Here is an 18,154-nt window from a genome sequence, read left to right as displayed (position 1 = left end):
GCTACTGTCACTGCAATCAATTATTCCGGAATCAGGGCGTATTGATCAATCGTGTTACCGGTTTTACGGCTTTCCGCCGTGCGTTGCAATTGCAGGGATAAACCGTCGGGTTCGCTTAAAATATAGTATTCAATAAGGCCGCCGGTATTAGTCGGTTTGGGTGTCAGATTGCTCAATATCAGGCGTTTGTTGTCGGTCGATACCGTCCAGGTTCCTGTTACCAGCCGTCCATCGATGTCGATTAAACTGGCCTTGTCAGCCTGGCTTAAGTCGAGCCGGAAGCGGGTATAACCCGGTTTAATGTTCGTGGAAGATCCCAACGTAAACACAAGCAAATCCGCTTCTTTAACGGTATTGGCTTTCCAGACTTTCGCCAGCAAATCGGTAATGGGTGCCAGCGGTTTCACCCGGCAGCTTCCCAGACTCATCAAAACGAGAAACAGCAAAAAATAACGTTGTTTTTTCATGGCAAAAGAAACCGTTTGGTGAGCGAACGCCCGTCGGCGACGAGGGCAATGAGATAAATCCCGGTGGGTAGCCGATCAAGCGAATACGTCCAGACATCAGCGGGATGCACCTTGCGGGTATCGGTCAAAACGACCTGTCCCGTCATGGTGATCAGTTGAATGGTTGTTTGGGTGGGCTGGAACCAGTTGGTGTTGACCTGCAGGGTTTTCTGACTGACGGAAAAGAACGTGTGCGTCGCCCATTCATCTTCCACCGCAATGATGATCTCCTCAATCCGCACGTTGGCAACATTGGAATAGCCCGATTTTCCTGCCGGGTTGACAGCCCGAATGCGATAGTAATAGGTCGTAAATTCCTGTAAACCCGTGTCGAGGTAGTTGGTTTGGGCGGCTGGCTGCTGCGCAATCTCTGTAAATCCGGCATTCGGGTCCGTCGATCGTTCAATCGCGACTGTAACCGTACCGGACGATACCACAGGCCACGTTAACAGCACCTGATCGTAATCGGCTAATTGGGCCACCAGCGTTCCGGGAACTGCCGGAGGAGCCAGGGGCGTGGTGGCGCAAACCGCGTCGGTGAAGCCCGAAACGCCAGCGGCATTTTTGGCCCGGACCCGGTAACAATACGTGGTATTATCAACCCGGTTTTTGTCTTCGTAGGTCGTAGCATTGGGGGCTACATCGGCAATTTTTGTAAACGAACCTGTCGCGCTACTCCCCCGCTCGATTTCAAAACCGCTTTCGTTCGTCGACAGATCGGCCCAGGCCAGATTAATCTGAGTTGGTGCAACGGCGGTGGCGGTCAGTCGGGCGGGCGCGGCTGGGGGTACGTTCGGCGTCGTGACACAGGCCGCGTTGGAGAAGTCTGACGCGCCAATCGCGTTTCTGGCCCGAATCCGGTAGCAATACGGTTCCGCAGGCGTCAGGCCCCGGTCTTCGTAGGTGGTCACATTCGCGGCTACATCCGCCAGTTTGCTGAACGTACCGGTTTCACTCCTACCACGTTCAATTTCAAAACCGGTTTCGTTGCCCGATAAATCGGCCCAACTGAGCGTAACGCTAACCGCCGACGTCGCGGTGGCCATCAGCCGGGCGGGTGCAACCGGGGCCACATCGGGCGTCGTGGCATCGGCAATGTTGGAAAAAGCCGACTGCCCAGCCACGTTGGTCGCCAGAATGCGGTAAAAATACTTCGTGACGGGTTGCAGACCGGTATTCTGAAAAGAGGTCGCGTTCGCTGCTGCATCGCCGACTTTAGTCCAGTCGCTGGTACCATTGGCACTGCGCTCGATCATAAAACCGCTTTCGTTGTCCGATAAGTCCGCCCAAACCAGGTTAATCTGGGTGGCCGAAACCGCCGTGGCCGTCAGCCGGGCCGGCGCCACGGGCGGAGTCAGCGGTTTGTCCTGCGTGGTTGCGTCGGCGGTATTGGAAAAGCCGGATTCACCTACGGCATTGGTGGCCTTAACCCGGTAAAAGTACTTCGTAGCCGGATTCAGACCGGTATGTTGATGCGTTGTCGTGTTGGCCGGGAGATCGGCAATTTTTTTCCAGATCGCCCCGTCAGGACTTTGTTCGAGTTGAAAACCGGTCTCATTGTCCGACACGTCGGCCCACTGCAAATTGATCTGATTGGGCGAAACCGCCGTCGCTGCTAGCCGGGCGGGGGTTGCGGGCGGAGCGTCGGGCGTCGTTGCATCCGCTACGTTGGAATAGGTGGAGGAACCGGCTGCGTTTTTAGCCAGAATGCGGTAAAAATATTGGGTACGCGGTTGCAAATTCGGGTCGCTGTACGACGTGGCATTGGCTCCCAGATCAGCGATTTTCTGAAACGAAGCGCCATCCGTTGAGCGTTCCAGTTCAAAACCGGTTTCATTATCCGACACATCGGCCCATTGTAGATTGATCTGGCTGGGCGAAACCGCCGTGGCCGTCAGCCGCGCCGGATTGTTGGGCTTCGCAATGGGTGGAGCTTGCGTCGTGGCACAGACGATGCTGGAATACGGTGCGGCTTCGTACGTAGCCAGCATGATCCGGTAGCAGTACTCCGTCGCCGGCGTCCGGTTGTTGTCGGTATACCCCACCGTCGTGCTGGCAATCCGCTCAAAACGACCCGATTGCCCCGTTCGCCGTTCGAGGTAGTACTCGGCTTCTTTGCCGATGTCCGTCCAGGTCAATTCGATGGACGTGGTGCTTTTTGCCGTCGCTTTCAGGTCGGTTACGGTTGACGTCGGCACGGGAAGCGTTGTAGCATCGGCAGTATTTGAATTAGGGGTTGGGCCACCCCGCAAACTCGCCCGGATTCGGTAATAGTATCGGGTGGTGGGCTTCAAACCGGTGCTTTGGTACGACGTGGCGTTGGCATCAGCATCGGCAATTTTCGAAAACGACCGGTTATCGGTACTGATTTCAATTTCGAAGCCCGATTCGCCGGTGCTGTTGTCTTTCCAGGTCAGATTGATCTGGCTGCTGGATTGGGCCGAAGCGACCAGATTCGACGGAGCGTTATTCGTCTGGGCGAACGTGGACGTGAGCACCAGCCACCAGCCCAAAACGGCAAATAGGTGTTGTTTTTTCATGGGATTCTCAGTTAGCGCCATTCCACGCCGATGGGGTCGGTCGGGTCGCTTTCGCGTTTGTCGGGTTGAACGGCTACCAGAGTGTAGAAATAGGCAATACCGGGTGTGGCTTCGCGATCGATGTACTCGGTCTGACGTCCCGGCAAGGTGCCAATCAGCCGGGGGCGGTCGGTTTTATCGGTGTACCGATACACCACAATTTTGTCCAGGTTCCGGTCCAGCGGCTCATCCCACGCCACGCGAACGCCCTGATTGACAGCCAGTACTTTGATTCCGCGCAACGGAAGCACCGGCGACAGAGGACGAAAATAGTCGCTGGTGGCCGTACTGAAAGCACTTTCTTTGCGATCGGTTCGGTACGCTTTGATCCGGTACGAATACCGGCGTCCGGGCTGCACGGTCATGTCCGCGTAGGCATTGCGGGCGCGATCCTTCGGCGTCTGGCGATACAGCAGCGTTTCTTTCTGATTGTTTTCGACGCGATAAACCGCATATCCTGCGATGTAGGGATCGATTTCTTTCATGTTCTCCCAAACCACCAGCACGCCTTTCTCCTGCCGCAATACCACCGGGTTGAACGGCGTCGCGACGCGTTCGGGCAGGCGCATGGACGTATAGACTTCATTACTTTTGGGACCGATGTTGTAACTGGTATTCAAAGCCGCTACGGCCCAGCGGTAACTCACGCCGATGGGCAGGTTTTTCGTCGGAATGGCAAAATGAACCACCGAATCCCGCGTTTCGATCAGGCCCGAATAAGGTTGTAAGGGTGTGCTGGCGTTGGTCGACTGGTAGAGGTAATAGCCCCGGGTGTCGAAATCAGCGCGCTGCCAGCTAAAGCGTAACGTATCATTTCCTTCACTTACCCGCAGAAACGAAGGCGAAACGACCGCCAGACGATAGGCTTTCACCATGCCCGACACGATCACCGAGGTCGCCATCTGACTGTAGGTGCCGTTGGGCCGGAGCTGGTAGTAGTAGCTTTCGACGGGCTCAACCCGGTTATCCAGAAAAACCGTATCGGCAGGTTGGGCCGAGCCGATGCGGACATAACCGTCGTCGTAGCGGGTGCTGCGCCAGATTTCCACCGAGCGCAGGTCTTTGGTGGACGACAACTGCCACGAAAGCCGGATGGCGCCGTTTTTTTCGTCACTGGTGGCTTTCAGGTCGGCAATGACGGGCAAGGCTTCTCCATCGCGCAGGTTGGTAATTGTCAGCGTATCGGACGGTTGTCCTTCGTTGCCCAACAGGTCGATTGGAATGACCACATACTGATAAATCATTTTCCGACGCGCGTCACGGTCGACAAAAAAAGCGAACGTACTGTCTTTCTTTCCTTTCGTAAATCCCCAATCCGCACCGATTTCGGCAAAACCGGTCTGGGCATAGGTCGCCCGCATCACCCGCATTCCGGCCAGTATCGGGACGGTTTTTTTAAGCAGATACGTAATGCGTATGGAACGTCCGTCAGCTTCGTGGTGCAACGACCGGGCCGTGGTAGCCAGCCGCCCGCGCAGGGTTTTGAGATCCGGCACGGTGACGGTTCGCGTGGTGCGAATGGGCGCGTCGGCGGGTAAATCGGCCAGCCGAATCCGGTAGTCATACCGACGCCCGGCAACGACCGCGGTGTCCAGATAGCCCACGCCGAGGGCTTCCAGAATCTGCGGATGCTGCCCAAAAGCAAACAGCGAATCGGTGGTGGGAGCTGCCGAGAATTGCCGGAATAAGCTGATAGCCAGCGTATCCGAAGGGAGATCGTAAAGCGGATTTTTTGGCGCAATCAGCATCAGCCGCATTTTTAAATCGCTGGCCGAGCGGGGGGCATCGTCGTTGGTATACACCCGTTTCCACTCGCGGGTGCCCGCTTCGAGCCGTTCCAGCGCGAAACGCGGGCCGTGCAACAGCCGGTCAACCTGGACAAATACCCCGTAACGACCCGACTGAATCTGCGGGTACTGCGCCCGTGCTGACAGGCCGGACAGGGTTGATAGCAACAGAACGATAAGGCGCGTTTTCATTGATTGGTTGAAACCGATTGACATCCTTTTTCTTCACACGAATTGAAATCACAGCTAAATTTTGGGGCAGACACGCTGGCGCCCCCGCCGATGGTGTACGATAGATTCGGCATATTCATCCCCAGACAAAAGCCAATGGTTTGATCGACGGAATAGGAATCGATGCCGAGATCGACGTTGAGTCTGGCGTTGAAATTTGCCGACATTTTCATGTCAGCCGCCATCGATACCGTGGAGCCATTCAGGTTTAGTGCAAACTGCGATGCTCCGTCTACGTCGATTGAACCGGATGCCGACACGTTCAGAACCTGGCCGTAGGCATAGTAATGAACCCCCGCACCCAGACCCGTTCCGAACGTAAATCCACCACCGGACTGGTAATTGGCGAAGGCATATCCGTCGACGTAGGCATTCAGGCCCATTTTGACCTCCCCCACGCCGAAGCTTTGCTGGTAGGTAAAGTTGTCGATGACGGGAATTGGTAGCTGGCCGTTCACGAAAACCCCTTTGAAACCCGTTCCAAAGGCACAGGGCAATGATTTTCGGTGGGTGTTGCTGAACAGAATGGATTCCGCATCCTTGAATTCCGGGCTGTCGTAGTAGCCCAGCATCAGCCCCGCCGTCATCGTCACCGGAATAATCAGCGGCACATTTTCAACTGTTGCCGAGGCCGCGAGGTAAAAGCCTTTGGGGTCGATCCGGACCTGCGCCACACCTTTCTGAACCCGCATGGTGGGTGGCAGCGGCATATTGGGCGGTAACGTCACGGTGCCGGTAAAGCGGCTGTTGGGCATGTCGTACTCCAGGCTCATGCCCGGAAAACCACCTTCGCCACCGATTCCGTCGGCTTTGATTTTTTGATTTTCGGCCCGGATCGACCCGTAGTTGGTGAACGTCAACCGGTTTTCTTCTTTCTCAGGAATCATCGTGTAGCCCTGTGGGATCCCCGAAAAGGTGAGCAAATCCCACTGGCCGCCTTTGACGGGCTGGTAGCACTGCACCGAACCGAATGATTTACCGCCCAAATCAATTTTCAGCGGTTTGTAATTGGCTTTAACGAAGGCCTGAACGGGCAGGGACTCCACCTTTTTGGAATCGTTGAGGTCAATAGTGACATCGTGGGTGATGTAGGTCGATCCGCCGTCCTGGATCGAATGAACCAGCACGACTCCCCCATTTTTCACATTGTCGGTTTGGCCCAGTTTCAGCTTGCCCGGTTCTTCCACCATGCCCCGAATGGCCATGATCTTGTCGCCGAAATAAAAAGCGGTTTTCTGCGCGCCATCCTGCGCTACATCCTGCCCGGCCACAAACCGTACCTGCCCTTTGGTGTCAATGGTATAGCCGCCCGGCACGATGGTTTTGAGGGTAACGGGACCGGTTCCGCCCGGTCTGAAATACGTCAGCCGCATCGGGACATCTTTCGGCGCATTCGGAATGGTGGTGGACATCCCGGCGTCGAAGGAGAAATAGTCAGGACCGGTTTCGATGGTTTTGGGCCGGACGGTCATCACGCCCCCGTAATAGTTTACCAACTGGCTGCTGGCTCCGAACGAAAACACGTCCTCCCCGTTGTCGAGCAGCGAAATGGTTTCAAAGGACAGATCACTGCTCAATCCCGGCAGTTTGGAAGCCGCCGATAACACCCCCGCCTGTTTATTGCCGTCGGGCACCACCACCAGCGCCCAGTGGCCTTTCTGATCGCTGCCGGTGGCCTGGTCGTAGCCGAAATAGGCTTTTCCGCCCAGATTAATTTGCGCAATACCCGCCAGGTCGAGGGTGTTGGTGGGTTTGGCATCGAGTTTGAAAAAGTCGGCGCGGAGGTTGAAGAGCGAAATCGGCATATCGACTTTACCGGTTTTTACCACACCTTCCGTGGCATAAAAACCGCCCTGTTTGTAGTCGAGCACCCAGTTGCGAACTTCGACGCTCCACTTCCCGGCGAGCGTAAACGTGAGCGGAGTCTGGCCCGATTTGGCATCTACCGTGTTATTTTTCAACACCAGGTCGCCCACATTCACCGTCATGCTGCTGGGAATGGCGTCTTTGAGGTGGCAGGTCAGCGTGGGGCTCAGGTGAATTTCATCGCCCATCAGGCGCGAACCTTCCAGGCTGCTGGTGGCTTTGAACGCCAGCAGTTCCAGCTCAATCGGTTTACCGTCTTTGCTGCAAATACCGAAGTCCGTCCGTTTTTTGGTGCCGTTGCCCGAGTCGAAAGCCACCACGATGGGGCGCGTTCCGGGTTGCCCGGCGGTTTTCGGATCGTAGAGGAAAAACTGGCCTTTCTGGTATTTGAGTAGATTCTCCGAGAACTTAAATGAGTTGTCGATGACCTGGGCCTGCGCCATAATCACCCCTGCCGACCCTTCGGATTTGACAATTTGAAAATTTCCACCCGAGAATACGTTGTCGAACGCGGTTAAGCGGATGTTATACAGCGGAACGTCGCCGGGTTTGTAGAGCTTGCTGTAATACCCCAGATTATTCAGTATGCCGGTTTTCAGCGGAACGTTCACGGTCGTCGGTTCACCCAGTTTCGGGTCGCTGGCGCTGGGTTTGAAGATGACATTTTCGAAACGAACCCGCAAATCAGGATCGAGAATGGCGAATGGCCCCAGATTTGTACCGCTCAGATCGACCTCACCCGAAACCCGGACGGTGCCGTTTGGCAAGGCCGTTAGGGTTTCCACCTTGATCGGAAAGCCCCAGATGGTCGAAATCTTGAATGTATCGAAGGAGGTCAGCGTCAGTTTCAGCGACGCACCGGGGGCTTGCGGTACCGGGTAGTTTTTTTCGGTGGCGCCCGCGTAGCTCTCGCCCGCAACGACCACGTTTACCGGCGTTCCGCCCCGGCCGGTCGACGAAGATTGGCTGCCCGCTTCGCGGTAGGTGGCCTGAATCGTTACGTCTTTCAGTTGTTTGCCAACGGCCAGCGTAAACGAACCGCCCGGCCCCGAAGTTGTGCTGTAGGGCGTCTGGGTGTTGGAGCCGCCCGCGACAAAGACTTCGGCACCGACCAGCGGTTTTTCTTTGTTATCGGCGGTTTTAACCACCACAACCCCTTTGATGAGACTGGCGGGTTCGAGCAAAACCGGTTGGATTTTGGACGATTTCGATTCTACGTTCGTGACCGACTGCGTTTTGGTTACGTAACCGGGGGCCAGAATTTCGACAAACAGATTTTCGACCGAGACGTTCTTGAATTGGGCATCCAGCAAACCGTCTCCATCGCTTGGTCCAAAGACAAAGCCCGGTTCATTGCGTCCGAAAAGCCGAACGGTGCCGCCTTTAATCGGTTTTTTAGCGACATTATCCAGCAGGAAAAAACTGATCCGGTGGTCGCGCTGGTAGATTTTGATTTCACCCGCATCGACACTGAGCATTCCTTTGGCGTCGGAAGCGAGCGTGCTGGGTATCGGTTTGGGTAGTTGGCTCACCAGCCGGAATTCGTTGAAATAACTGATGTTGACGGGATAAATTTTCAGCGAATCCGCCTTGCTGCTGGGGGCGTAGGCCGCAAACCGCTGAACGTTCTTGTTGCCGTTCGACGGAAACGTCTTGAAATAATAACCGTCGTCAATCTGCACGTAAGCTTCCAGCGACGGTTTTGGCTGCACGCCGGGGTTGGCTTCAACCGCGTCCTGATCGACCGTCGAGCCGATGTACCGCGTATTGGGCTGCATCAGAATCCGGTCGATATACACGTTCTGACCCAGCATCAAATCGCCGAGGTTGATTTTTAATTCCGCACCGGCCGACATTTTTACCGTGTCTTTTTTCACCGGGTCATAATACACGTAGCTGTCGAAAATATAGCCCTCCTTCTCAATCGTCAGCACGGTATTCTTGCCGGTTGGCAGGTCCGTGAATGACACATACCCCGAGGGGTCGGACCAGTGCCCGGCGATGATTTTGTTGCCATGATTGAGGTATACTTCAGCGGCCCAAATGCCTTTGGTTGGGTTCGTTTTGTCCACCACCCGCAGGTTCACACTGGGGTTTCCGGGTTTGAGAAAGCGGGTGATCGGCGCAATAAGGCCATATTTATAGTCATCGGTGAAGGCCGCGTTACTGGTATACTTGAGCAGAGCACCGGAATTGTTGACGGGGCTATCGGCAACCCGCATGGTGGTCCAGGCGCAGTCGATGGACACAGAACCGATCGTTCCGACGTCTTTTTTGTAGGTTACCTGCCCTTTGGCAATGGCCTCTTTCAACTGCGCGGCTGACGCGTTTGAATAGGGATGCTCCATGCAATCCGGGTAATATTTTTCCGAAAGCAGGATACTTTTCAGGCTGACCATCTCGTAGTTATTCTGACCGGTTTTTCCCGACTGGGTCGCAATCAGGTATGTATCGGCTTCGTCTTTTGCCACCACCAGCCGCGTAAATTTTACGATGCCTTCGGCGTTGGTTTTCCCGGACGAAACCACCGCGTACGTCACGCCGTTGAGGGTCATTTTCTCGTTCAAACCCTGGCCTTCGTCTTTGGGGGGCGCTAGTCCGGGGGCCACCGGCAACGGTCGGCGAAGGACATGAACCGCAATGCCCGACAAGACCTGCTGAATGCCACTGACCTGCTTTTCGGCTCCGCCCAGACCCGTCGTGTCCGAGCGAACCTCGACGGTCAGGCCGTAACTGCGGACTTTGGACAGCAGATTGCCGAGATCATACTGGCCCTGTGGCTGAATGCGCTCCTCCGCAGTGTCGCCAAACTGGCTCGAGGGATGCGTGTAGTAGGCATTATCGACCATTACCTGTAGAGTTCGGACGTATACATTCTGGTCCGTTCCAAAATCAGCATTGCTCTCGGTAACGGGGTCAAGCGTGCCCAGTTCGAGTGGTTTGGTGAGTTTGACGCTGAACGAGAAATTGCCGTCTTGATCGGTTTCGTCCGTCGCCAGCGTCTGATTCAAGGTTTTGTGAAACTCGGCAAATCCGGAAGGTACCTGGTTGTAATACAGCGTTTTGCCATTGCTGCTGCGATAAACCACCTGAAGCCGTACCAGAGTCTTTCCCAACGGCCGGACATCGGCGCCGTCTTTCCCAAGGTCGGCAAACCGATACGTCAGTTTCCCTTTGAACGTCACCGTGGGCGCTTCGGTAGTCTGGATGTTGAACGTATAACTTTCGGTGCGGGCCAGTACGGGCGACAGCGCTTCTTTGGGGGCGTTGATCCAGAACGTTTCGGCATCATCGGGATTCTGGCCGCAATCGGGGCAATACACCGCGTATTTATCGAGTGGATTAAAGGCATAAAGCAACTGGTCGATACCAGCTTTATACGCATTGCCGTCGGCCTGAAGCGTAGTGATTCCGATGAATGTATACCCGGCCTGTTCAACCTCTTTCTGCAACGCGTTGGCTTGCAACTGGGTAGTGATCACCTCTTTTTTCTTGTCAGCATCGGCATTCAACGGTCCTGCATTAACTGGATTGGCCGGTTTTTTTTGGGTATTGGTACCGGAGTTGGCAGCATAAGCTCCAAGTCCGATGCTGGTCTGCCCGCCAGACGTCGTGTCGTTCTGGGCCTGTTTCTGCTCATCCGTAGAACGGTCTATCTGGCCTTCCAGGGGCAACCGATAGTCGTCAACCTGCTTGTTGGGCTTGCGGTACAGCACCAGGCGTTTGCCGCTAAGGTTCACATGGGGCGCACCGGGCCAGTCGTTGTAAGCCTGCCGGGCCGTTATGCTCAGGCGATAGCCTTTGGCGGGCATCAGAATGGTTCCGGCATCCAGCGGGCCAACCTGTTCGTGCGAAATGGTGAACGTCTGCTCCGAAGGCAGCAAATACATGTTACCAGAAACCACCCGGTACCGAACCTGATAACTGTTGGCCTTGACCACCGTATCTGCTGGCGTAATTTGCCAGCGGGCAACGGCCACCGTAAACTCGCCGAGGGCATTGGTTTTGGTGTAGCCCATGTTATTTTCGTAGCCACTTTTTTCGATGCGCTTCAGCATCAGCCAGGTGTTGGGCATGACGTGGCCGCCCCCGTTTTCGCCGGGGTAGCGAAACACCAGCACGCCTTTCACATACACCGAGTCGGACTGACTTCCCGAATTTTTGCTAACCAGTGAAAAACTGCGGGGCTCGGCGGCAATCGGGCGGCTCGACAGGCCGAAGGTTTTACGTTGCAAGTCCGTCAGCCCCACCAGTTCGACTTCCGCCCGATACGGTTTTCCCGGCAGAAGCGTAGCGGGTAAATCACCTTTTTCAGCACTCAGATAAGGCGTTTTCACCTGCCGGTCGAGCACGATCTGGGCGGGTTTGTTCGGCTGCGCCAGCGTTTTAATGAGAACCCGGTAACTGAGATTGGTTTTGGTCAGGTCATGACTCTTTGCCGGTGTTTTCAGCGCATTTTCCTGACCAGACGGCGATGACCGGTTTTCGGCCAACATCGTCGCCAATGGGCCCGACATCTCCCAACTCAGGTACAGCGGATTGCCGTAACCCAGGGCCACCTCCGGTAGTTTTCTGCCTTTGCCCTCACCCGGTTTCAGAAACGCCAGGTAGTGCGGTGGATTATCGCCAAGGGGGTCGCGCAGCATCGGGCCATACCGAAACGCACAAACCGGACTTTTGCCGTTGTTGAGCAAATTCAGCCGACCGGTTTTGTCCACGGCCTGCACCCGCCAGGCGTAGCGTTTACCCGGTTTTAGCGGCAGGTACTGGGGGCCGTACAGAAACGTACTGGTGAGCAGATTTTTGATTTCGATGCCTGAAGGCGGCAGCGTAACGGCATCGATAAACACGTTAGGGTCCACGTTTTCGAGCGGCAATTCCACCACCCGCAGCGTGTAGCTGACCTGTGCGGGCGAAATCCCGGTAGGCGGTGTCCATGTAAAAACCGTTACCTGGGGCGTTGTAGGCAGGATTTCACCATCGCACAAGGGCGCGATCAGGATGGGCGGCTCGATGGCCCGAACCGGAAACGGGGGCGAACACCCCAGCGGTTCACCGGCCGACAACTGGCGGCTGGTCGCGTTGTCGAACACCTGCACGCAGAGTTGATACTGACCGTCGGGCAGCGGTTTTCCCTGATACAACAAGTTTTTATCCAGGCCCTCCACGCTAATCTGATTGAGGTCGAACAGACCTTCGAGATCGGGGCGGGTGAGCAGCTTGTTTTCCAGCGGTCCCAGTCGCAGCGGCACAACGGGCCGAAAATTCGGCAGGGTGCGAATATCCACGCCGTTATCGCCCGTCACACTGGCCTGCAGCCGGATGTTGACCGCTGTGGTCGTGGTATTGCGCACAAAAATCTGGACCCGGTTCACCGACGTGGCATAGTCCTGAATGTAGGCGCTGTAGGGCGGCAGCACGTTGACCGTCACCTGAACCTGTTGCGCCCAGGCGGTTTTAGGGCCAAAAAAGGCAACAAAAAGCAGCCAGAAGGCCCGATGTCCGGTGCGTATTTTAGAAAGAGATGCCATAGCCTAAGGTGCCCCGAAGTTCGTTGTAGCGTTGTTCAGCAACGCCGGTATTTGAGTTGAGATACGCCATCTGGAAAGTAAGATTCTGGCGTTTGCCAAGTTGGTAGCCCACGTTGGCCGATGCATTGATGATTTGCCCCTGCATCGTTTCCTGGGTCGCATCCGTCTGCTGATTGATCAGGTAACTGCCATTGAGCGAGGTGCTGAGTTTGTTGGTCAGGAACGACTTGGTCAGCCCCAGCGTCGGGCCGTAGAAACTGGTTTTCATCCCCTGCGCCAGATTGGCCTGCGTGTACGATACGAGCAGATTGGCCCCAAAACCGCTGGTGATGCGTTGGTAGAAATAGCCCAGATTCAGGTTTGTATTGGTGTTGTTGGTAAAAACCGCCGTGTTCGGATTGAGATCGCTCAGTTGCTGGCGCGTTGCTGTCAGGGTAAATAGGTTCAAAATGCGTTCATTCTGAATGGTATAGCGAGTATTGACGGTGGCTGAAAAATTATTCTGGGCCAGCCGGATGGTGTCGATGATGGGCCGGATTCCCGCCTGCTGGCTGATGCCGTAGTTGGACAATTGCAGGTCGATGCCGAACGCCGTCGCCGGGTTATACGAAGCCACCAGTGAGCCGATCTTCCGACCGGTCCGGGCGTTTTTCGTGCGGGCTAAATTGTCGAATTGCACGCCGTAACTGCCGGAAAGCCGAAGTTTTCCCTTCATCAGCGACAGGTTGGGTGCAAGGGCGTAACTTTCGATATCACTCTGGAAATAGTAGGCTCCCATGGTCTGGAAATTCGGGTCGATGCGCTTGTACTGGAGTTTAATTCCGGCGTTTTTCGTCCGGTAGCCAATGGCGGCCTGGGTGGCCTGCGTGAGCTGGGTTGACAGCCGGGCCGTCAGGAGTTTGCCAAAAAGACGGATCAAAGGCGAATTGCCCTCTGCCGAAACCGGGCTGCTCCGAACATCGCGGGTGTAGCCACTCACGGCACCGTCCAGTTCAATTGTAATGTGTCTGACAATCAGCAGGCGGGTGGTGACGCCAACCACCAGGTTTTCGGCGGGTTTAATAATTTGGGAAGCGGTTTCGGGCACAGCGCCGATGGATGCCGTATCGTCTTTCGCCCGCAGCATCACCAGATCGACGTAGTTACCCGGTTTTCCGTAGCCAACTTTCACGGCGTAGCCGGTGCGTTGGTAAGCGGGGATTATATCGGGTTCGGCCAGATTGCTGGAAATGGCTTTGTTAAACCGGCCGTAAACCGCTCCCAGCCGCAGTTTGCCGGGATTTACTTCAACACCCCCGCCCAGAAACGTATGCCCCGCCAGCGTGAACGGTGAAAACGAAACGTTGCGATAACCGGCGTGAACCGTCGCCCATTTGTACGTGGGTGATACGCCAAATTGATTGAAAGGCTGGCGGAAACTGTTCCCCTGATTGCCCAAAACCGCCGAGAACGGCAGCGAAATACCGCCGGGCAGCGAAACCGTAACCGAACCGCTCAATCCAAACGGCGTGGGCTGGTTCCGGGCGGCAAGACCGCTGGCCCTATAAAAACCGGCGTAAGCGTTGAGCCCTCCCGATACCTTGACCAAAGAAGATTTGGTGGCTAGTGAATCCGTCTGAGCCCACGCTGGAACGCTCAGCCAAAAACCGCAAAGAAGAAGTAAAAATGGACGCATTCGCTGACACCGGTTTGAAGTAACTCAACGGTATCAAAGCTACCGATAGTCCCCGTGCGCGTCAATCGGATAAATGTATGATGGGGAAACTACGGAGGAAGAATAATAGAGTTATCGTACTGATTTTTAATTGATTAATTTTTGGAGAGCAGCGGCTCCTTAGCCTATAACGCGTAGTACTACGTACGGTCGGGAAACCGGATGCTGAAATTCAGGAACGAAACAGACCGGTTTTCAAGGCCTTGGCGACGGCTTCCGATTTGGAATTGACGTGGAGTTTCTCGTAGATGTTGACAATGTGTGTTCGAACGGTTCCCATGCTGATCCCGCAGTGGAAGGCAATGAGCTTGTAACTATCGCCTTCCACCAGCCGATAAAGCACTTCATTTTCCTTGTCTGTTAATGGGTAGGTAATCGCTGGTGATTTGGGCTGCGGCCGGAACGATTCGAGGACTTTCAGGGCAATGGAGGGCGTCATAGCCGCTCCTCCATTCATCACTTCGCGGATGGAATCGATGATTTTATCGGCGGGTGTTTTCTTGAGCAGATACCCGACGGCCCCCGCCGAAATAGCCGCAAAGATGCGCTCCACATCGTCAAAAACCGTCAGCATCAGGATTTTAGGCAGGGCTACTCCACTCGTAGTAAGTTGTTCGCGGATGAGTTGAACGGCCTCGATACCGGTGCGACCCGGCATGTCGATGTCCATCAGAATGACGTCGGGCGAGTCGCGCTGAACGGCCTGCACGACATCAAGCGCGTTGGCATACAATCCGGTCGTAATCAAATCGTCGGTGGCGTCGAAGATCAGCGCGAGGGTTTCGCGCAGGGAGTCATTGTCATCAAAAATAGAGACGCGAATCATAGCGAATGGAACGGTGGCGGAAAGCAGGTGAACAAATGTAAAGCCGTTGTGAAAACCGCACAATCGGATAATCATCCGATGGGTACCGATACCTGCAGCGTGGTTCCGAAACCCGTTCCCGACTGGACGTTGAGGGTTGCCGCCATAGCCTTCGCCCGTTGTTGCATACTGGTTTGCCCCGTTCGTTCCGAAAGCTGACTGGTGTCGAAGCCCCGGCCGTTGTCTTCGATCACGACGTTGAGCTGGTCTTTCTGATGCTCAAACCGCATGGTGGCGATGGTTGCTTCCGAATGTTTGACCAGGTTGTTAATCGCTTCCTTACCAATGAGATACAGATTTCGGCGCACTTCCATCGAAATCGGTAAACTGTCCAAGACCGGGTCGGCCACCAGCGAAAACTGAATGTTCTTCGACTCCATCAACGGTTGCGCGTATTCCTGTAAGCGCAGAGCAATGCGGTGCAGCGTGTCGTTGCTGGGGTTGATGGTCCAGATGATTTCGTCCATCGCTTCCAGAATCTGGCGGGCATCGGTATTGATTTTCTGAACCGCCCGCTCCACCGATTCGGGCCGGTTTTGGGCAATGATGCCATTGACCATCCCGCTCAAGAGTGAAATGCTGCTGAGTGTACTGCCCACCTCATCATGGAGGTCGTGGGCAATCTGTTTACGGAGTTGCTGCGCTTCCTCCAGACGCCGGAGTCGGGCGCGGTTGAGAAGCCAGGCCGTTACGGCCGCCCCCAGCAACAGGAGCATGACCGCACCCATGAGCAAGGCTGTCGTTTGCAGGCGTTTATTCGCCAGCTCATCGTCGCGGATTCGGGCCTGCTGGTTGAGCAGTTTGATTTGCTGTTCTTTCTTTTCGGTTTTATACTGCGTGATCAATTCTTCCACCTGTCGATTGGTGGCCAGCGTTACCGACGAATCTTTCAGAGCAGCCAATTGCACCTGTTTGTCGTAAGCGAGTTTGTACTCCTTCATGTCGTTGTAGAGCTCCGCCAAACCTGCCGTGTAATCGGTAATCTTTTGTTTATTCCCCACTTCATTGGCTAGCGCCAGGGCCTTTTTCATGTAGTCTTCGGCCGGGCCAAGCTGCTTAAGATCCTGATAAATCTGCCCCAGATTAAAAAAAGCTGTGCCTAAACCGCCTTTATTTTGCAGTTTCTGCTCAATCGCCAGCGAGCGTTTTACATAAGGAAGGCCCTCTAACGGGCGGTTTGTCAGACGGTAAACCAGTCCCAGATTAACCAGAATATCAGCTTGTAATAATTCAAAGTTAACTTCCTCTGCGTGTTTCAACGCCCGGCGATAGTACGGGATTGATTGGTTGTATTGCTCCAGGAGATCATACGTGACTCCCAGATTATTTTCAACGATTGCCATCCCCTGAATTTCTTTTCCAGCTTGGCGAATCGCCAGTGCCTGCTGGTAATAGGGCAATGCTTCGCGGGGTTTGCCCAGGTTTCGATAGGCATTTCCAAGCCCCTCGTAAGTCGCTGAAATGCGGGGCTGGAGGTTCTTTTCTTCCTGAAGACGCAGGGAACGAAGCTGGATTTCTACCACTTTGTCGTACTGTCCCAGCTTGTTGTAAGCGGCCGCTACATTGGAGAATGCGCCACACGTAAACCGCAGCGAAAGAGGATAGGATTCCGCAACTGACAATGCCTTCTGGAAATACGCCAAAGCCTGCTGCGGCCGGTCGGTCAGGAAGTAGATGGATGCTATATTCGTGTAGGCTTTGCCTAATCCCAAACCGTAGTGAAGGTTAAGAGCCAGTTTCTCGGAAACGCGCAGAGCAGAATCGGCGCGTTTGTAATCAGGGTTGCCGGTCGAGTGAAGTTCCCGTCCCATAACATTGAGCGCAATGACACGGTTGGTATCCTGATCCGTATGGTTTTTCAGGTAAACCATCACCGAATCGAGGGTCTGCGGAACCTGCGCTCCTGCAAGTTGGTAAACCAGCCAGAAACTAACAATCAGATAGCCAATCTTCATTGCGTTGTAGTAGATTACCAGCTAATTACTCATTTATTTTTAATGAATCAATAAACAGTTTAGCATGTGGTTCTACGACGGAGGAGTCTCCACAGGATTGATTTTATAATTGAATGTACATCTAATGGTGTTAAGTTGATGATATTATGTATAATTTCTAAAATTCATTAGAATTTGATGTCCGAATTCTTCTTTATCATGAGCCGTAGCTGAAGTGTTATTCAAGCAGGATGGGGTGTAAATCTAACACTGTTATCAGATAATGAGATAGTTACTATTTTCGAGAATTGGTATACATAAAAAAATCGAACGGATTGGATGAAGCTCTCCTTTATTGGTGCCGGGAACCTGGCCTGGCATTTGGCAATGGCATTCGAAAATGCTGGTAATTTTATTTGTGAGGTGTATAGTCGCGACGAAAAAAACGCCCGGCGGCTCATTTCGATGCTGTATGATGCACGATTAAATCCCGATCTGAACTTTGCCGAAAGCGAGTCCGAGCTGTTTGTTCTGGCCATTCCGGACGACGCCATTGAAGAAGTAACCGCCCAACTGGTGTTGCCTGAAAACGCGCTGGTGGTTCATACGTCCGGTAGCAAATCCCTGGAAAGTCTGCGTCAACTGATGGACATTTACAGCGACGTACCAGTTCGGACGGGCGTTTTTTACCCGCTTCAAACGTTCAGCAAAGGCATCAATCCCCTGCCTTTTGAAACCATTCCGCTCTGCATCGAAGCCAGCGACAAGAGCACTGAAAAACTACTCATTGCACTGGGGCAGGAACTGAGCCAGATTGTGTATCTGGTCAATTCGCACGAGCGGAAAGTGCTGCACATCGCTGCGGTGTTTGCCTGCAATTTCACCAATTACCTCTTCGGCATTGCCAAAGACCTGACCGATTCTGAAAACCTGGAGTTTGATTTATTGAAACCGCTGATTGAGGAAACCGTTCAAAAAGCACTCGATGCGCGGCATCCGGCCGAGGTGCAAACCGGCCCGGCCCGGCGTGGTGATGTGACTACGCTGAGTCTCCACCGGGCTTATTTATCGGACAAGCCGGAGCTGTTACACCTGTATCGAATGCTGTCGGAGGGAATTCAAACCCGGCGTTAAAACGGAT

The 18,154-nt window shown here is 54.3% G+C and carries 8 protein-coding genes; 1 reads left to right on the top strand and 7 read right to left on the bottom strand.

Annotation, left to right across the window (positions count from 1 at the left end; all coding sequences use genetic code 11):
• Positions 1-20: 20 nt before the first annotated feature.
• The 7 genes from F0P93_RS15710 to F0P93_RS15680 all read right to left on the bottom strand — a co-directional run bounded on the left by F0P93_RS15710 (position 21) and on the right by F0P93_RS15680 (position 17,034).
• Positions 21-467, bottom strand: coding sequence for a hypothetical protein (locus F0P93_RS15710; protein ID WP_150877459.1), 447 nt, complete (start codon positions 465-467; stop codon positions 21-23).
• The gene (locus tag F0P93_RS15705) at positions 464-3,046 is read right to left on the bottom strand and encodes a fibronectin type III domain-containing protein (RefSeq protein WP_191908826.1); all 2,583 of its coding nucleotides are present in this window, start codon (positions 3,044-3,046) and stop codon (positions 464-466) included. Before F0P93_RS15705 ends, F0P93_RS15710 begins: the two co-directional genes overlap by 4 nt.
• 11 nt (positions 3,047-3,057) lie before the next feature.
• Complete coding sequence (locus tag F0P93_RS15700; RefSeq protein WP_150877455.1) at positions 3,058-5,064, bottom strand: fibronectin type III domain-containing protein; 2,007 nt, start codon at positions 5,062-5,064, stop codon at positions 3,058-3,060.
• The gene (locus tag F0P93_RS15695; protein ID WP_150877453.1) at positions 5,061-12,500 is read right to left on the bottom strand and encodes a hypothetical protein; all 7,440 of its coding nucleotides are present in this window, start codon (positions 12,498-12,500) and stop codon (positions 5,061-5,063) included. Before F0P93_RS15695 ends, F0P93_RS15700 begins: the two co-directional genes overlap by 4 nt.
• Positions 12,484-14,175, bottom strand: a complete 1,692-nt coding sequence (locus tag F0P93_RS15690) for a hypothetical protein (protein WP_150877451.1) — start codon at positions 14,173-14,175, stop codon at positions 12,484-12,486. The genes F0P93_RS15695 and F0P93_RS15690 overlap by 17 nt, the downstream gene beginning before the upstream one ends.
• A gap of 211 nt (positions 14,176-14,386) precedes the next feature.
• Positions 14,387-15,040: a response regulator transcription factor gene (locus F0P93_RS15685; protein WP_150877449.1), complete on the bottom strand. Its 654-nt coding sequence runs from the start codon at positions 15,038-15,040 to the stop codon at positions 14,387-14,389.
• A gap of 71 nt (positions 15,041-15,111) precedes the next feature.
• Positions 15,112-17,034, bottom strand: a complete 1,923-nt coding sequence (locus F0P93_RS15680) for a tetratricopeptide repeat-containing sensor histidine kinase (RefSeq protein WP_150877447.1) — start codon at positions 17,032-17,034, stop codon at positions 15,112-15,114.
• Positions 17,035-17,352: 318 nt separating this feature from the next.
• Between F0P93_RS15680 and F0P93_RS15675 the strand changes: the two genes are divergently transcribed.
• The gene (locus F0P93_RS15675; protein ID WP_150877445.1) at positions 17,353-18,147 is read left to right on the top strand and encodes a Rossmann-like and DUF2520 domain-containing protein; all 795 of its coding nucleotides are present in this window, start codon (positions 17,353-17,355) and stop codon (positions 18,145-18,147) included.
• The last annotated feature ends 7 nt before the right edge of the window (positions 18,148-18,154 follow it).

It is taken from the genome of Larkinella humicola (genome assembly GCF_008727875.1).
In the GTDB taxonomy this organism is placed as follows: Bacteria; Bacteroidota; Bacteroidia; order Cytophagales; family Spirosomataceae; genus Larkinella; species Larkinella humicola.
The sequence above is the reverse complement of the archived record's forward strand: the minus strand, read 5'-3'. Positions and strand labels throughout refer to the sequence as shown.